14 protein-coding genes are annotated in these 15,660 nt (G+C 50.7%); 4 read left to right on the top strand and 10 right to left on the bottom strand.

Features of this window, described 5'->3' with window-relative positions:
• Positions 1-17: 17 nt before the first annotated feature.
• From ACN0IC_RS00450 to coxB, 8 genes are all read right to left on the bottom strand, one after another.
• Positions 18-749: an SURF1 family cytochrome oxidase biogenesis protein gene (locus ACN0IC_RS00450; protein WP_416876775.1), complete on the bottom strand. Its 732-nt coding sequence runs from the start codon at positions 747-749 to the stop codon at positions 18-20.
• Positions 749-1,138 carry a DUF983 domain-containing protein gene (locus tag ACN0IC_RS00445; protein WP_416876774.1) on the bottom strand — a complete coding sequence of 130 codons (390 nt, stop codon included), beginning with the start codon at positions 1,136-1,138 and terminating at the stop codon, positions 749-751. Before ACN0IC_RS00445 ends, ACN0IC_RS00450 begins: the two co-directional genes overlap by 1 nt.
• Before the next feature lie 25 nt (positions 1,139-1,163).
• A complete protein-coding gene (locus tag ACN0IC_RS00440) occupies positions 1,164-2,120 on the bottom strand; it encodes a cytochrome c oxidase subunit 3 (protein WP_416876773.1) in 957 nt (318 codons plus the stop codon).
• A 129-nt stretch (positions 2,121-2,249) separates the two neighbouring features.
• Positions 2,250-2,825, bottom strand: a complete 576-nt coding sequence (locus tag ACN0IC_RS00435) for a cytochrome c oxidase assembly protein (protein ID WP_416876772.1) — start codon at positions 2,823-2,825, stop codon at positions 2,250-2,252.
• Between the two features lie 2 nt (positions 2,826-2,827).
• Positions 2,828-2,980: a hypothetical protein gene (locus ACN0IC_RS00430; RefSeq protein ID WP_416876771.1), complete on the bottom strand. Its 153-nt coding sequence runs from the start codon at positions 2,978-2,980 to the stop codon at positions 2,828-2,830.
• Complete coding sequence (cyoE, locus tag ACN0IC_RS00425) at positions 2,977-3,969, bottom strand: heme o synthase (RefSeq protein ID WP_416876770.1); 993 nt, start codon at positions 3,967-3,969, stop codon at positions 2,977-2,979. Before cyoE ends, ACN0IC_RS00430 begins: the two co-directional genes overlap by 4 nt.
• A gap of 144 nt (positions 3,970-4,113) precedes the next feature.
• A complete protein-coding gene (gene ctaD / locus ACN0IC_RS00420) occupies positions 4,114-5,760 on the bottom strand; it encodes a cytochrome c oxidase subunit I (RefSeq protein ID WP_416876769.1) in 1,647 nt (548 codons plus the stop codon).
• A gap of 41 nt (positions 5,761-5,801) precedes the next feature.
• Positions 5,802-6,659, bottom strand: coding sequence for a cytochrome c oxidase subunit II (coxB, locus tag ACN0IC_RS00415; RefSeq protein WP_416876768.1), 858 nt, complete (start codon positions 6,657-6,659; stop codon positions 5,802-5,804).
• Positions 6,660-6,833: 174 nt separating this feature from the next.
• Here coxB and tldD point away from each other — a divergent pair, with 174 nt between their 5' ends.
• The gene (tldD, locus tag ACN0IC_RS00410; protein WP_416876767.1) at positions 6,834-8,249 is read left to right on the top strand and encodes a metalloprotease TldD; all 1,416 of its coding nucleotides are present in this window, start codon (positions 6,834-6,836) and stop codon (positions 8,247-8,249) included.
• A 63-nt stretch (positions 8,250-8,312) separates the two neighbouring features.
• The gene (locus ACN0IC_RS00405; protein ID WP_416876766.1) at positions 8,313-8,486 is read left to right on the top strand and encodes a hypothetical protein; all 174 of its coding nucleotides are present in this window, start codon (positions 8,313-8,315) and stop codon (positions 8,484-8,486) included.
• Here the strand turns inward: ACN0IC_RS00405 and ACN0IC_RS00400 are convergent, their stop codons facing one another.
• Both ACN0IC_RS00400 and ACN0IC_RS00395 read right to left on the bottom strand, forming a co-directional pair.
• Complete coding sequence (locus ACN0IC_RS00400) at positions 8,487-9,425, bottom strand: DUF2785 domain-containing protein (protein WP_416876765.1); 939 nt, start codon at positions 9,423-9,425, stop codon at positions 8,487-8,489.
• Positions 9,426-9,527: 102 nt separating this feature from the next.
• A complete protein-coding gene (locus ACN0IC_RS00395; RefSeq protein ID WP_416876764.1) occupies positions 9,528-11,123 on the bottom strand; it encodes a peptide MFS transporter in 1,596 nt (531 codons plus the stop codon).
• A 223-nt stretch (positions 11,124-11,346) separates the two neighbouring features.
• Here ACN0IC_RS00395 and ACN0IC_RS00390 point away from each other — a divergent pair, with 223 nt between their 5' ends.
• A complete protein-coding gene (locus ACN0IC_RS00390; RefSeq protein ID WP_416876763.1) occupies positions 11,347-13,464 on the top strand; it encodes a TonB-dependent receptor plug domain-containing protein in 2,118 nt (705 codons plus the stop codon).
• A 114-nt stretch (positions 13,465-13,578) separates the two neighbouring features.
• On the top strand, positions 13,579-15,660 hold the full coding sequence (locus ACN0IC_RS00385; protein WP_416876762.1) for a TonB-dependent receptor plug domain-containing protein: 2,082 nt from the start codon (positions 13,579-13,581) through the stop codon (positions 15,658-15,660).

Here is a 15,660-nt window from a genome sequence, read left to right as displayed (position 1 = left end):
CCTCATTCAAAGTCTGGTTACTGAAACTTCAGCCGACCTGCCCGTTTATGCAGCAGAAGATAAATAATGATGAAAATGATCGCGAATGACCACCAGGTCAGCATGTAATCAAAATGATTATTGGCAATTTTCGGACGGCGGACAGGTAAATCATCGGCGCTCTCCGAAGGCTCTACATCTATGTAATATCCTTCAATCACTTGCCCCGGCAGCCCGTCATACCAATCGCCTGTCTGATTAAAATGAAAATACCGATTCGTGTCTGCATTGGCTTTGGATTTGACCCAGCCTTCGACGCGGCCCATGTCATATGTTTTACGAACATAGCCTGTATAATTATTTCTCTCTGAAACGAACGGAAGCTCTGCTTGATTCTCTTTCTGATCGGCATTTAGTGTTTCCGTTTTAGCCAGAATTGTCAGCGCCCCTTGTGACAGGGGTTCGACGATATCCCAATAAATACCGCCTTGTTGGGATTTATAGAGATGAAACTCAGGACCGCCTTCGACCGTGCTGGCCTCGAATTGGATGCGGCGAAAATCGATGGGGTCGCCGGCTTGGATCGCCGCATTTAAATCCGATAGCGATCTTAGAGGCGGGGCCGTCACGGAGGCGTCTACCTCTGAGAGCAGGGCCGTTTTCCACTGCAAACGCTGATATTGCCAAATCCCAAGCGAGATTAATATGGCGACGCTGATCGCCAAAATAACCGTGAGAACCGGCATGGGTCTGAAAACAAGCTTGGCCATTATTGCCTCGCGTCCTGATCGCGTCTTATCTTGGCATTCCGAAACTCACGCGCTTTGTTTGCCCAAGCCAGATTAAACATAACGCCCCGCAGAAGCCGGAGTAAAAACAGGCAGACTAGAATAATTATCGGGATCCATATTGTTAGGGTCAGCCAGGTCGGTGCGTTGGTGATAAGCTGAAACGCCAGAGCCATCGGAATAATAAAAATACCGACAATAAAAATGACAAAGACTGTAGGGCCGTCTCCGGCGTCTTCATCCCTGAAATCCGCGCCGCAGGCCTCGCACCCATTCGAGAACTTTAAAAAGCCATTGAAAAGCTGGCCCTCTCCGCAGTCCGGGCACCGGCCTTTTAGGCCGGAGCTGACGGGAGGGGGTCTTCGGGCCATTCAGAAATCCGTCCTGAGACGGGCGTTAAGCGCCCGTCGCAAAGACAATGTAAACGAAAGCAAAGAGGAAGAGCCAAACAACATCGACAAAATGCCAGTACCAAGCCGCGGCTTCGAGGCCGAAATGTTTGTCAGACCGCAATCCGCCCTTCATGAGGCGGCCCCAGCAGACAAGCAGGAAGATCGCGCCGATCAGAACGTGCAGACCATGAAAGCCTGTAGCGAGGAAGAAAGCGGAGCCATAAGCCGTATTGGCAAGCCAAGGCGCAATGCCTTCGCCGCGCTCATGGAAGAGCTCTGCATATTCGAAGCCTTGTACACCGATAAAGAGGAAACCCAGGGCGCAGGTCAGGAACAGCCCCCATTTCGCGCCTTTGCGGTCGCCGTGAACCAAAGCGTGGTGAGCCCAGGTTACGGTTGTGCCGGAGAGCAATAGGATAAGCGTGTTCATCAAAGGCAGGTGCCATGGATCAACAGAGGTCACGCCGGGAGCCATATTGGTCGCATATTCTGCCGCGTTGGGAAGAACATCCGTATTCCAAGACGCGCGGAATTTGTGGAACAATCCTGTCTCAAAGAACATCCAGAACCAGCCGACAAAGAACATGGCTTCCTGCATGATAAACATAATCATACCGTAACGAAGACCGATATCGACAACAGGTGTGTGATCACCGGCGGCGGATTCGCGGGCAACGTCCCGCCACCAGCCGAACATGACAAAGGCGGCGAACAAGGAACCAATAAGAAGGATGATCCAACCGCCGGAAACGGAGCCGTCCCCGGTCAAAGTGGACGTCCAGGTATCAAGGCCCTTCGCAAAGAAGAACTCCATCATATTATTGTCGCCCGTGCGCGGCACGAGTCCGGCAAAAAAGACAACCATGCCGGTGCCCCAGATGAGGGCGGCGAGTCCAGACAGGAAAGGCCAAGGGCTGGGAGGAATAAGGTGATAGTCGTGTTCGACGGCGTGTCCGGCCATTTTAAAATCCCTTTTGGGTCAGTCTGTCGGCCGCTTTAGAAGCGGACCTGATTTTCAATTTACAGCCTATAGCCAAGCCCGCCTCACAAAACAATATCAATCCTGTCGCAGGCAGGTCCCGCATGAGACTTAATTCAGTGTTTTTTCGGCGTTTGATCCGGTGGTTTGCGTATCGAGTTGGGCTGTGGCGTCTGATTCAAAAAATGTATAGCTCAAGGTGATTTCTTTCACCTCATCCATTCGCTTATCTTCATCCAATTGAGGATCAATAAAAAACAGAACGGGCAGCGGAAGTTCTTCGCCTGGTTCGACGCGTTGTTCGGTAAAACAGAAACAATCCGTTTTCACGAAAAACGGCCCGGCTTTGATCGGCGTGACATTAAAATTGGCAACACCAATAATCGGCTCTGTACCTGTATTCTTAACGGTATAATAAGCCAGACCGGACTGACCGAGCTGGACGTCCATCTCTTTTTGCTGGGGCTTGAAAACCCAGGGCAAATTATCCGCCACATTTGAATCGAATTTGATCGTAACTTTGCGGTCAATGACCTCGGACAGGTTTTCCTCGGCTTGCTGCGTCGTCCCGCCATAGCCCGTGATCTTGCAGAACGTATTATAGATTTTCGACGAAGACATTCCCAAAGCCAGCATGCCAAAGCCGACCGCGATTAAAATCAGGAGCGTCTTTTTGTTCGAATTCATGCCTATGCGGCTCCGCGGGTTATCATCGTCACAAAAACAAATATCATAAATGCCACCAAGGCGACGGCGATGCCTATATTACGACGTCCGCGCGCCTTTAGCTCTGCGGCATTTGGTTCCACGAATTCTTTGGGTTTGTCGCGATACTCGGTCATAGGGCATACCCTCTCAATAATCCTTCGGCGGCAAGTACGCCAAAGATAGCAAAAAGATAGAGGATTGAATAAGCAAAGAGGTTTCGCGCCGCTCTATCGCCCTTCTGCACCTCGTAAAGAGACGCCTCATCAGAGGCTTCTTCCCGCTCTCCGGCGCGTGATCGCCACACTTTAAAGGCCAGAGCAAGGAACCCGGCATTCAGGCCGATAGCCGCCACGGCGTAGAAAGCGCCGCCAAGCCCTGTGAAAATAGGCGCCAGACAAACGGCAAAGAGAATTAGCGCATACACAAAAATTTGAAGACGCGTGCTTTTCGCGCCGGCAATATTCGGCATCATCGGTATCCCCACCCGTCCGTAATCGCCGGTCTTGTAGAGTGCGAGCGCCCAAAAATGCGGCGGCGTCCACATGAAAATTATCATAAAAAGAATGATGCTATTGAGCGTAATGGACCCCGTTACGGCGGCATACCCAATCATGGGAGGAAAAGCCCCGGCCGCGCCGCCAATGACGATATTTTGCGGCGTGCTGCGCTTGAGCCACATTGTGTAGATAACCAGATAAAAGAATATCGTGAAGGCGAGTAGCGCCGCCGCCTGCCAATTCGCGGCAATATAGAGCATCCAGGTCGCGGCGACGGACACAATAATGCCGAAGCCAAGCGCATTTCTCGGGCTCATTTTCCCTTGCGGCAAAGGGCGTTTTTTCGTGCGGGACATTTGCGCATCTATATCGGCGTCATACCACATATTCAGCGCGCCTGAGGCCCCAGCCCCGGCGGCAATACAGATGATGGAGGCAATGGCTTTCCAGACCGGCATAACGCCTGGCGCGCAGACCAATCCGGCCCAGGCCGTAAACACCACAAGGCTCATCACGCGCGGTTTCATCAGCGCAAAATAGTCGCGCGGCTCGGCAAGACTCATCCCGGCCGGTTGCGATACCGGAAGATACTCTTCTGCCTCTGTTACTGTGCTGACCTCGGTCATCTTCGCCCTTGTGCTTACGCAGCCATTAACTGAGCCCCCATATCCCCTATAGCGGCGCCCACGACAAGCGCGACTCTCATAACAAGAAAAAAAGCCGCAGTCTCAAAAGACCGCGGCTTTTATAAATTGGGAGACTAAACGCTCTTAATGCATCTTCTCCGGGTCATGCTCGGCCGGATCATCTTCAATGCGCGGAAGCGTATTGAATTGGTGATATGGCGGCGGAGAGGACAATGTCCATTCCAGCGTCGTCGCGCCTTCGCCCCAATAATTTTCACCGACCTTACGGCGAACAATAAAAGCCTCAATCAGCATAAGGAAGAAGAAGCCAACACCGGCAAGCGTAATAAGCGCGCCAATTGTGGAAACCTGATTCCAGAGAGCAAACTCTTCGGGGTAATCCACGTAACGACGCGGCATCCCGTTCAAGCCGAGGAAATGCTGCGGGAAGAAGATCACGTTCACGCCGATAAAGAAGAGCCAGAAATGCGCCGCAGCGATGAATTTATTGTACATCACACCGAACATTTTCCCGAACCAGTAATAGAAGCCGGCAAAAATACCAAAGACGGCGCCCATAGACAGAACGTAGTGGAAGTGAGCGACAACATAATATGTATCATGAAGATATGTATCGACCCCCGCATTGGCGAGAACCACACCGGTCACGCCGCCAATTACGAAGAGAAAGATAAAAGCCAAAGCCCACTGCATCGGGATGGTGAACCGGATAGAACCGCCCCACATCGTCGCTAGCCATGAGAAGATTTTGACGCCGGTCGGAACCGCAATCACGAGGGTCGCCGCGAGGAAGTAAGCTTTCAAATTTACGTCCATGCCGATTGTGTACATGTGGTGAGCCCACACAACGAAGCCGACGACGCCAATCGCAACCATCGCATAGGCCATACCAAGATAACCAAAGATAGGTTTCTTGGAGAAGGTCGACACAATGTGAGACACGATACCGAAGGCCGGCAGGATCATGATGTAAACCTCAGGGTGTCCGAAGAACCAGAACAAATGCTGGAACATTTGCGGATCGCCGCCGCGAGCCGGATCAAAGAAACCCGTGCCGCCGTCAATCCGGTCCGTGAACAACATGAACAAGGCGGCCGCCAGGACCGGCAAAGCCAAGAGCAGAAGGAAGGCCGTTACGAGCACGGACCACGCAAATAAAGGCATTTTGTGCATGGTCATACCCGGCGCGCGCATGTTCAAAATAGTCGTGATAAAGTTGATCGCGCCAAAGATAGACGAGAAGCCCGCCGCTAAAAGGCCGATGATGATAAAGTCAAAGGACGGCCCCGGAGAGCCGGTTGTCGAGAGCGGCGGATACATAACCCAGGCCCCGCCGAACCCGTCGCCGCTGGCCGATCCCGGCACAACGAAACTGACCAACAGACAGATAAGTGCTGTCGGCAGAAGCCAGAAAGACAAGTTATTCATACGCGGGAAGGCCATATCCGGCGCGCCGATCATAATTGGTACGAACCAGTTCCCGAACCCGCCAATCAAGGCGGGCATGACCATGAAGAAGATCATGATAAGACCATGCATGGACACGAACACAAGATATTGATGCTCGTTCGTAAAGAACTGGATGCCGGGCTCGCCGAGCTCCATCCGCATCATAAAGGACAAAAAGCCCCCGATGAGGCCGGAGATAATCCCGAATATCAGGTAAAGCGTCCCGATATCCTTATGGTTGGTCGAGTAGAACCAACGTGCAAAAAAGCTCGGCTTATCGTCGCCGTAAGACCCTGTGTCATTGCCACTAATCGCAACCATGATGTCTTTCCTTCGTTTCTAACGTCTTTTGCGTCAGTTAATTAATCGCGAGCGGCGAGTGTGGCCGCACCTGTTGTACTGGCTGTCGTTTCAGCGACCGCTTCGGTGAAGCTCCCGCCATTGGAGACCCATTGGTTAAAGTCGGCCTTGCTGACCGCCAAAACCTCAATCGGCATTTTATAATGGCGAATACCGCAAATCTCGGAACACTGACCGTAATAAGTGCCTTCTTCGTAGATTTCGAACCAGGTCTCATTCACCAATCCAGGGACGGCGTCCATTTTAACGCCAAAGCTTGGAACGGCCCAGCTATGCATATTATTCACTGACGTCACCAAAACCTTCACTTTCGTTCCGATGGGAACCACGAGAGGCGCGTCAGTCGCCAGAAGGTAAGGCACGCCCTCTTCGCGCGCCTGAACTTCTTCAATCGGGTTGGAAATAATTTCGTCAATATCTTCATAATCCGGATAGCTATATTGCCAGTTCCAGGTATTGCCGACGACTTTGACCGTCATTTCGGTCTCAGGCAGACGATCCTGATAATAAAGGAGCTGCATACTCGGCACAACCATAATCAAAAGAAGAATAACCGGAGCTATCGTCCAGATAATCTCGATCATCGTATTGTGAGAGGTTTTGGACGGAACAGGGTTCGCTTTTTCGCGGAAGCGGATCATGATGTAGAGCATCAGGATCATTACCAAAGCAACAATAGCGCAGATAATTATGAAAACGAGGCGATGCACGTCCAGCAGTTGATCCATAACGGGTGTAGCAGCTTCTTGGAACCAAAACCCGTCCTGTGACGGTCTGCCAAGCGCGTCTTGCGCCTGAGCCGCGAAAGCGCTCAGTCCTGCTAAGGCCGTTCCGCCTGTAATTGCTTTTAAAAACCGCATCTGGTCCTCTTTAACACTGTATCGGGATGTGTAATCCGATCGACATCATATTTCATAAAGGCAACAGCGCCAAAAGTCGTGAACAGACTTCGGCACCTATTGTCGCATTTGGGCGGTTGTCTATCCTGACAGAGCGCTTAGATAAAGAGGGAATAGCCACAGAAAGCTCCGTAAATGTCAGATTTTGTCTTTGAAGACAGTGAATTGAACGCCGCAACCGCCCAGACCTTGCTCGATGACACTCTTCGAGGGGCCGATGACGGCGAATTATTTGTCGAGCGCTCCGCCTCAGAATCGCTCACTTTTGATGATGGGCGGCTGAAAAATGCCAGTTTCGACACGTCGCGGGGGTTCGGCCTGCGATGCGTCGCCGGAGACACGTCCGGTTTTGCTCAAGGGACCGAGATGAGTCCTGGGGCGCTGGCCCGCGCGGCCAAAGCCGTCAATATGGCCAAACAGGGATATGACGGTACATTGTCAGAGCCGCCGCAGCGCACCAATAACAAACTCTATCCGGATGTAGACCCTGTGGCCGATCCGGGATTTGGCGTCAAAGTCAGCCTGCTAGAGGAAATTGATGCTTTTTGCCGGGCGCTGGATCCGTCCGTGGTGCAAGTCACCGCGACCCTCTCCGGCAATCGCCGCGCCATCGCTATTTTGCGCGGCGATGGAGAACGCTATGACGATATTCGCCCTCTTGTCCGGCTGAATATTTCCATCGTGGCCGAAAAAGACGGTCGCCGCGAAAGCGGCTATGCCGGCGCCGGCGGACGCGAAGCCTATGACGGATATGTCAAACCTGAGTTCTGGAAACCGCTGGCAAAAGAGGCGCTGCGTCAGGCGAAGGTCAATTTGGGCTCGGTTCCCGCCCCGGCGGGACAGATGGATGTGGTGCTCGGCCCGGGCTGGCCTGGCATCTTGCTACATGAAGCTATGGGCCACGGCCTTGAGGGCGATTTTATCCGAAAAGGCACAAGCGCCTTTGCCGGGATGATGGGCCAGCGCGTCGCCGCGCCGGGCGTCACCATTGTCGATGACGGCACGATTAAAGGCCGCCGCGGCTCTCTGACCATTGACGATGAAGGGACGCCGACCTCGCGCACCGTTTTGATCGAAGACGGTATCTTGAAAGGTTTCATGCAGGACCGGATGAACGCGCGCCTGATGGGCGTGAAGGCAACCGGAAATGGGCGCCGCGAAAGTTTTGCTCACTCGCCCATGCCGCGTATGACCAACACCTATATGCTCGGCGGTAAAAAGGATCCGGACGAAATGCTCTCTGAGTTGAAAGACGGAATTTACGCGACCAATTTTGGCGGCGGGCAGGTTGATATCACCAGCGGTAAATTCGTCTTCCAATGCACAGAAGCTTACCGCGTGAAAAATGGTAAAATCGGCGAGGCGCTGAAGGGCGTCACCCTGATCGGCGACGGTCCCAGCGTGCTCAAACAAATTCGCCATGTCGGAAATGACATGGCGCTCGATCCGGGCATAGGTGTCTGCGGCAAGGCCGGGCAAGGCGTGCCCGTCGGCGTGGGCCAACCCAGCCTTTACGTCGAGAACTTAACGGTCGGCGGAAGTGCGGCCTAAGATTATATTGCAACCTTTACAGAGCGGCTGACGTTACTATTAAAATTAATAAGTGGGGTCTTCATGTCAACTTTTGCAATTTATCTTATCGGCTTTATCGTGTTTATTGGCGGTCTGGCGATCGGCGCTTTTCTGCTGGGCGTACCGCCCGTCTGGATCGCCGTTGGCGCACTCGTTCTGATAGGCCTGGGTATTTTCTCAGGTGTCGGCAAAACCCGTCACCGCGATGACGGCTGATCAAGGCAGCGCGCTTAGCACCTCCAAAGCCGGAGCCGCGAGCGCCTGAACCTGTTCATTTCCGCTATTTACGGCATTGATGTAAATCGCATTGGCGAACGCCTTTGTGTTGTGCAGCTTCGCCAGCCCTTTTTGTGACTGATAGACGTCGCTCCAATCTTTAAAAGGCGCCGGGTCAGACAGTTCCTGCATCCAGGCCGCCCAGTCCTGTTCATTAAAAGCGCCTTTTAGCGCCAAATATAATATTGGCCTCGCCAAACGCTCGGGTTCTCCATAAATGTAAAAATGCGTCTCATTAGGATTTATCTGCGACCTTACGGCGTCTCTTATTTGTTTTTGCTGCGGCGCGTTTAAAGCCTCATTCAAAGAGAGCTGCATCAGCAAGTCTGCCGCATGCGCGACGCCGTGCCTCCAGCCGATATTTGCGTCATATCCGCGATAGTCTTCTATACCTCGAATGTAATCTGTCGCAGCGTCGAGAAGTTGCTGTCTCTCCTCCGGCGTGAGAGTTTCCTTTAAACGGTCCTGGCGAGCCAGCTCCGCCAGAACCAAGGCGGCAAATGGTTTTTTAACGCCGTAGACCGCTTCCGTCTCGGACGACAGATTTTCTATAAGCCTGGTTCTCAAACTCTGAAGCGTCGCGTCGGATAGACGGTCCCTTCTCAAAAAATTGACGTAGCCTTCATAGGCAAATTTATCTCGCAGATCAGGGTCGGGATCTGAAAGGCAGGGCAACATCTCCAACGCTATTTGATCCGCCTGCTCAGGTTCTTTGAAGTGATACTCCGCCTGCCGCAGCGCCATCAGCCCGTTTTTGTCATACCCTTCAATGCGGCAAGTGTCCGGCGACGGCTCGGCCGCAATGTCGTTATGAATAAATATTGCAGCCGACAACAATGAAATGCTGACAATGAAATTACGACCCCAGAATAGCGACATAATTAATCCCTTTTAAAAAGAGACTTATAGCTGATATATATTTTCGGCAAATAAAAAGCCCGCTCAATTGAGCGGGCTTTTTTTGATGGATCTTAAGAAGATTTATTTTTTCTTTTCTTCTTCTGTATGGACGCCAGCAGCGGCAGGCTCGCCGATCATAGACTGACCTGCTAGGCTGCCATCAACATCATCATCTTTCAAAGTATCCAAATGCATCATGCGTTTGATAATTGGCGATACAATAAAGACAAAAATCCCGAATCCGATCGCATAATACCCCATGGTTTGATACCCTGAAATATAATCCGCTTTGAGACCAGTTTCGGCAACTTCCTGAGCAATAATTGCTGATAGAGCATTCCCGCCTGCAGAACCAAGGAACCAAGTTCCCATCATCAATCCGACCATAGATGGTACTGACAATCGGGTCATAGCGGAGAGTCCGACGGGAGACAAACAAAGTTCACCAGTAGTGTGTAAGAGATAAATAAGGAATACAAATATTACCGGGGTCAGGTCGCCAGTTGTTGCGCCCCAGACAAGGACCAAATAACCCAACCCTACCTGAACAATACCAAGCCCGAATTTGGCTGGAGCCGAAGGATCCATTCCTCGCTTTCCAAGCCAAACCCAAAGCGCAGCAAAGACCGGACCAAATAAGAGAATGAAGCCAGCATTAACTGATTGGAACATGGAGGCCGGAACGTCCCAACCGAGCATATTCCGATTTACGTGCTCATCCGTGAATAAGTTCAGGGAGGAGGAAGCTTGTTCAAACAGCGACCAAAACACCACTTGCACCAGAATAAGAAAAACAGCCGCAAAAATACGGTTTCTTGGTTCCTTTGGAAGCGTAATTACGGATCGCAGAATAATGTAGATGAAAGTTAAAGCGCCTGTAATGGCGAGCAGTGTATTCACCGTACCTTGATATCGGACTAATTGCCAGCACACGAGAACCATTACCGCCGTTCCGATATAGATCAGAGTTTGTGGTGACATCCCTGCGAAAACTGGAGTTTTCAATTTTGCTAAATCAGCGGGTTCGCCCGCTCCTCTAAGGTCGTTTTTACCCCAGACAAAAACGACGAGACCGAGAAGCATGCCGACCCCGGCGGCACCGAACCCCCAAGCCCAGCCATAAGTCTGCCCCAAGAAACCGGCAATCAGTGAGCCAAGGAACGCCCCCATATTAATCCCGACATAGAAAATCGTGTAGGCAGAATCCCGTCGGACATCTGTTTTGGGATACAGCTCCCCAACCATTGTGGAAATATTGGCTTTTAGGAAGCCTACCCCCGCGATGATAAAAGCAAGTGACAGGTAAAATATATTAAGAATGAATGGGTCTGCCGTTCCACCTTCTGGAACAGGGCTGCCTTCAAAAGCCATACCAAAATGCCCTATCACCAGTAATGTCGCCCCCAACATAACTGCACGTCTCGCCCCTAAAAACTGATCGGCAAGCATTCCTCCGATAACAGGCGTGATATAAACCAATGTAATGTAAGCCCCTAAAATGCCTAGTGCATCTCCACGCTCAAAAAGAAAATGCTGAGTTAGATAAAAAATTAACAATCCGCGCATTCCATAATAAGAAAAACGCTCCCACATTTCTGCAAAAAACAAAACGAAGAGTCCCCTAGGGTGACCCAGTATGGTTTTCTCTTCTCCATACATCTCTAATTTTGATGCCATTATATAAAACTCCCCTTTCGAGCTTATTTTTGTTGCCCGCCCCTCAGAGTAAGCAAATTCAGCCTTTGCTTTGGCACAAAGATTTTGGAGGCGCAAACCTCTGTTTTATGGATTACAGTGGGTTAAGAGGTAAAATTTACCAAAGCGAGGTCTTTTTTAGGGTTGAGGCATGGGGGATACCCGCTTAAGGCGAAGAAAAACATAAATAGGTTGGGGCTTTATTTTGCGACTTTTCGCGCATTTACTATTATCTGGAACTGCCCTCTGGGCCGGGGCGGCTTATGGGCAGACGCCATTGCCAGAAGAGGACGACAGTCCAGAGATATCGTCTACCCCGGCAGAAAGCGTTATAGAAGGCAACTCCGGAACCGCTCCGCAAGTTTACACCCCGGATTATTTCGAGAAATTCAACCCCAATACGGCCCGCGATATGGTGGCCCGCCTTCCCGGTTTCACCTTACAGGGCGGAGAAGGCTCAGAACGCGGCTTTGGCCAGGCCTCTCTGAATATTCTCATCAATGGCCGCCGGCCCTCGTCAAAATCCTCCGACGCCAGCGAAATTTTGCGGCGCATTCCGGCCGATACGGTGACTCGAATAGAGATAGTCGATGGCGCCTCTCTTGATATTCCCGGACTGTCCGGACAAGTCGCCAATATCATCGCCACCTCCGGCACATTGTCCGGAAGCTGGCGCTATTCTGCCCGATTCGAGGAAGGGACAGAACCTCAATTGCTCGAAGGATCCCTCAATTTATCCGGGAAAAAGGGTCAACTTGAATATGTTCTGGGTCTGTCACTTGAACAGTTCACCTTTACGGAAAATGGGCCTGAGCAATATTTTAATGGAAGCGGGACACTGATCGAGGATCGGATTGAAGACGGGGCCTTTCAAAATCAGGAACCGGAACTTGACCTGAATCTGACTTATAATCGTTTAAATGGAGATGTCGCCAATCTAAATCTCGCCGGATCCCTTCAAAACCTGAATAGCGGCCTCAATGAGTTTTTTGAAGCCGTAACCCCTGAAGGGACTTCGGGACAGTCCCGGAGCAATACGGGCGAGGATGAATATAAGTATGAAATCGGCGGCGATTATTCAACTGATCTCTCCCTATTTGGCACGGACGGACGGTTAAAACTTATCGGTCTCCATAATCTGGATAATTCGGATATCAGTAGCGTTTTCGAATTTCAGAGGTTTGGCGCTCCGCTCAGGACAACCCGTTTCTTGCGGGAAGATGTCACAACCGAATATATCGCCCGCGGAGAATATACGTGGAAGACAGGGGAAAAAAGAGACTGGACAGCCTCTCTCGAAGGCGCCTTCAACAAACTGGACAGCGAGACAGCACTTTTGATTAATGATCGTCCGGCCATCCCGGATGATGTGCAAGTCGAGGAAAAACGAATTCAAGCGAACGTCACTCAAAGCTGGGGCGTCAGTGAAGACCTCAATCTTCAAGCCTCATTGGGGGCCGAATATTCCGAAATACATGTTGTAAGTGAAGCCCCGCCTGCCCGCACCTTTTTTCGACCTAAAGGCTTTCTAAGCGCCTCCTACACAGCGTCTCCCCGCTATACGTGGCGGGCGAAAATCGAAAGAACGGTCGGGCAGTTGAATTTCAACACATTTGTTTCAACCGTCAACTTGTCTGAAAATACGGAAAATGAAGGAAATGATAATATAGTACCGGATCAGAGATGGCGGGCAGAACTGGCTCTCGAACGCAAGGATGATAAAGGCCTTTCCGGCACGCTTCGCGGCTTTATTGATTTCGTCGAAGACCCCATAGACCGAATTATCATTAGCCGCGCTGACGACGGCACCGTGCTTGACGGTCCGGGTAATTTGGACTCAGCGCTTGTTTATGGCGCCAATGCCAATCTGACCTGGCTGCTAGATGATTTTGGTCTGAAAGGCATGCGCCTTGAAGGATTTGGGTCTGTCACCGATAGTGAAATCGAAGACCCTTTAACAAATGCAGACAGGGCAATTAATTCGACAGTTCTTTGGCTGTATTCGCTTGAATTACGACAGGATGTTCCAAATTCGCCTTATGCCTGGGAAGCTGCCATTGAGCAGGGACGTCAAAGCCCGGTCTTTCGATTTTCGGATATTTTTGATACGCGCTTTATCCGCCCGGAATCCCGCCTCTCCCTTATCCATAAAGACCTTTTCGGAATGCAGTGGACGCTGGACCTGACCAATATTTTTGACTTCAAAGCGCAGCAAGAACGTTTGATATTTTCTCCGAACCGAAATGGCGATGTCATACAGAGACGGTTTTTCAGCCGACAGCGCGGTCAACGCATTTCGATTTCTGTAACGGATACGTTTTAATCGCCTCAAATTCTTAATTTATTTAACATAAATTACGCTGATTTAATTAAACACCATTAGCAATGACTACACACGTAGTCTAAATGGGTTCCTCAATGTTATAAGGGACTTCATATGCGGCGATATTTTTCCGTCTGCGCCTACGCTTTATCTGCCGCGTCACTCAGTCTGGCCTCCGTTTGCTATGCGCAAGACGCTTTGACTCAAGAGGCCCAAGCCGCCGATAGTTATCCAAGAAGTTATTTCGATCAATACGCCCCGGCAACCGCCTTTGAAATGATTGTTCGCATCCCTGGGTTTAATTTATCGGGTGCAAATTTTGGTCGGGGTCTGGGACAGGGCGGCGCCAATGTACTGATTAATGGAGAACGTCTGACAGGTAAAACGGATGTCGGGGCGCAGCTATCGCGCATTGGAGCCGCTAATGTTATCCAAATTAATATTGTCGACGGAGCCGCTCTAAAAATTCCGGGTCTCTCAGGCCAGGTCGCCAATATCATCACAAAATCAACCGGTATATCGGGCACGTTTGAATGGACGCCGGAATTTCGGCCGCGCCAGGAACCAAACTGGTTTCGAGGCGCTGCGACGCTTTCGGGGGAAACAGGCAATTTATCTTACACATTGGGCGTCAGAAATAATGCCTTTCGCCAGGGGACTTACGGACTTGAAACCCTTACGGCGGCTGATGGAACTGTGTTCGAACTCAGAGATGAGCAAAGCAGAGACTATGGAGATCAGCCAGGATTTACGGCTGATTTAAACTGGACGCCCAAGCCGGGTCATATTGGCAATCTGAATCTGGAATATAATGAGTCTAATTATATCGGGACTGAAAACTCATTCCGAAACGCGGTAACGGCAAGCGGAGAAACGCTCGATACTCAGTTCAGGGCAACAGAAGACGAATGGAATGCCTCCGCCGGAGCGGATTACGAATTTCCCCTTCCACTCTTTGGGGCAAAAGGTAAATTCAAGACGATCGGATATTTCCGATTTGAGAATTCGCCGACATTATCTCAATTTGAAGGCTTTGAAGGTCCCCGCCGTATCTTTGGCTCTCGTTTCGTACAAGACGCTGATGAAGGCGAAGCTATTTTACGATCCGAATATTCGTGGACACCAAAAACCGGCAGGGACTGGCAATTCGGGCTAGAGGGCGCTTTCAATTATCTTGATATCACTTCCGCCCTGGCCCTTGTTGAAGGGGAGAATTATGTCGAAGCGCCTCTGACTGACGCAACATCGCGTGTTGAAGAACAACGGGCCGAAACGACGCTAACTCATAGCCGCACTCTTTCGCCCAAATGGGACATACAAGCCTCTATCGGCGTTGAATATTCAGAAATTTCTCAAACAGGCGTCAGCCTCCCGAATGAAATCATACGAGATTTTATTCGTCCCAAAGGATTTTTGAGTGTCACTTACAAACCGAACGACGGAAAATTATGGCGCGCAAAATTAGACCGTCAGGTCGGACAACTCAGCTTTTTTGATTTCATTTCTTCTGTGAGCGTAATCGATGATTTGGACCGGGCGGGGAATGTGAATTTAGTACCGGCCCAAACCTGGCGGGCCGAGCTTGCATATGAGCGAGATTTTGGACAGGGTAATACATGGAACACAACCCTTGACGGCAGTCTTATCTCTGATTTGGTTGATCGCATTCCCGTAGGGGTCGATGGAGATGCAGTCGGAAATATTGATACTGCCTATACTTATGCCCTGCACAGCGACGTAACTTTAAAGGGTGAGAAATGGAATTTTGATGGAACCGAACTCAATTTAGGGTTTGGCTTACATTTTTCCCATGTCGATGACCCGCTGGAGGACTTTGACAGGCGGTTAAACGGAGACAGTCGTTGGCACTGGAACGTCGGATTTCGCCACGACATACCAAACACGGACTATGCTTATGGGTTTGATTTCAATCAGCAAAGAAATGCCCCCGTTTATCGACTAAGGACGGTACAGCAATTCACATTCAAAGGGCCGTTTGCCGCTCTTTTCGTCGAGCATAAAGATATTGCAGGCCTGAAGCTGAACTTCCAGCTCAGCAATTTGTTTGAAAGCAGTGATGACTTCGACAGAATTTTCTATACGCAACGACGCGATATAGGCAGAATTGATTTTACGGAGAGCCGAGAGCGCGAATTTGGAATGATATTACGCGCCCGGTTAAGCGGGACTTTCTAG

It is taken from the genome of Litorimonas sp. (assembly GCA_029936425.1).
Lineage (GTDB): Bacteria > Pseudomonadota > Alphaproteobacteria > Caulobacterales > Maricaulaceae > Litorimonas.
This window is presented reverse-complemented; position numbering and strand designations above follow the sequence as displayed.

Bases quoted from the DNA above. Each gene is read 5' to 3' on its own strand.
- ACN0IC_RS00450 (WP_416876775.1), bottom strand. From the start codon at position 749: ATGGCCAAGCTTGTTTTCAGACCCATGCCGGTTCTCACGGTTATTTTG.
- ACN0IC_RS00445 (WP_416876774.1), bottom strand. From the start codon at position 1,138: ATGGCCCGAAGACCCCCTCCCGTCAGCTCCGGCCTAAAAGGCCGGTGC.
- ACN0IC_RS00440 (WP_416876773.1), bottom strand. From the start codon at position 2,120: ATGGCCGGACACGCCGTCGAACACGACTATCACCTTATTCCTCCCAGC.
- ACN0IC_RS00435 (WP_416876772.1), bottom strand. From the start codon at position 2,825: ATGAATTCGAACAAAAAGACGCTCCTGATTTTAATCGCGGTCGGCTTT.
- ACN0IC_RS00430 (WP_416876771.1), bottom strand. From the start codon at position 2,980: ATGACCGAGTATCGCGACAAACCCAAAGAATTCGTGGAACCAAATGCC.
- cyoE (WP_416876770.1), bottom strand. From the start codon at position 3,969: ATGACCGAGGTCAGCACAGTAACAGAGGCAGAAGAGTATCTTCCGGTA.
- ctaD (WP_416876769.1), bottom strand. From the start codon at position 5,760: ATGGTTGCGATTAGTGGCAATGACACAGGGTCTTACGGCGACGATAAG.
- coxB (WP_416876768.1), bottom strand. From the start codon at position 6,659: ATGCGGTTTTTAAAAGCAATTACAGGCGGAACGGCCTTAGCAGGACTG.
- tldD (WP_416876767.1), top strand. From the start codon at position 6,834: ATGTCAGATTTTGTCTTTGAAGACAGTGAATTGAACGCCGCAACCGCC.
- ACN0IC_RS00405 (WP_416876766.1), top strand. From the start codon at position 8,313: ATGTCAACTTTTGCAATTTATCTTATCGGCTTTATCGTGTTTATTGGC.
- ACN0IC_RS00400 (WP_416876765.1), bottom strand. From the start codon at position 9,425: ATGTCGCTATTCTGGGGTCGTAATTTCATTGTCAGCATTTCATTGTTG.
- ACN0IC_RS00395 (WP_416876764.1), bottom strand. From the start codon at position 11,123: ATGGCATCAAAATTAGAGATGTATGGAGAAGAGAAAACCATACTGGGT.
- ACN0IC_RS00385 (WP_416876762.1), top strand. From the start codon at position 13,579: ATGCGGCGATATTTTTCCGTCTGCGCCTACGCTTTATCTGCCGCGTCA.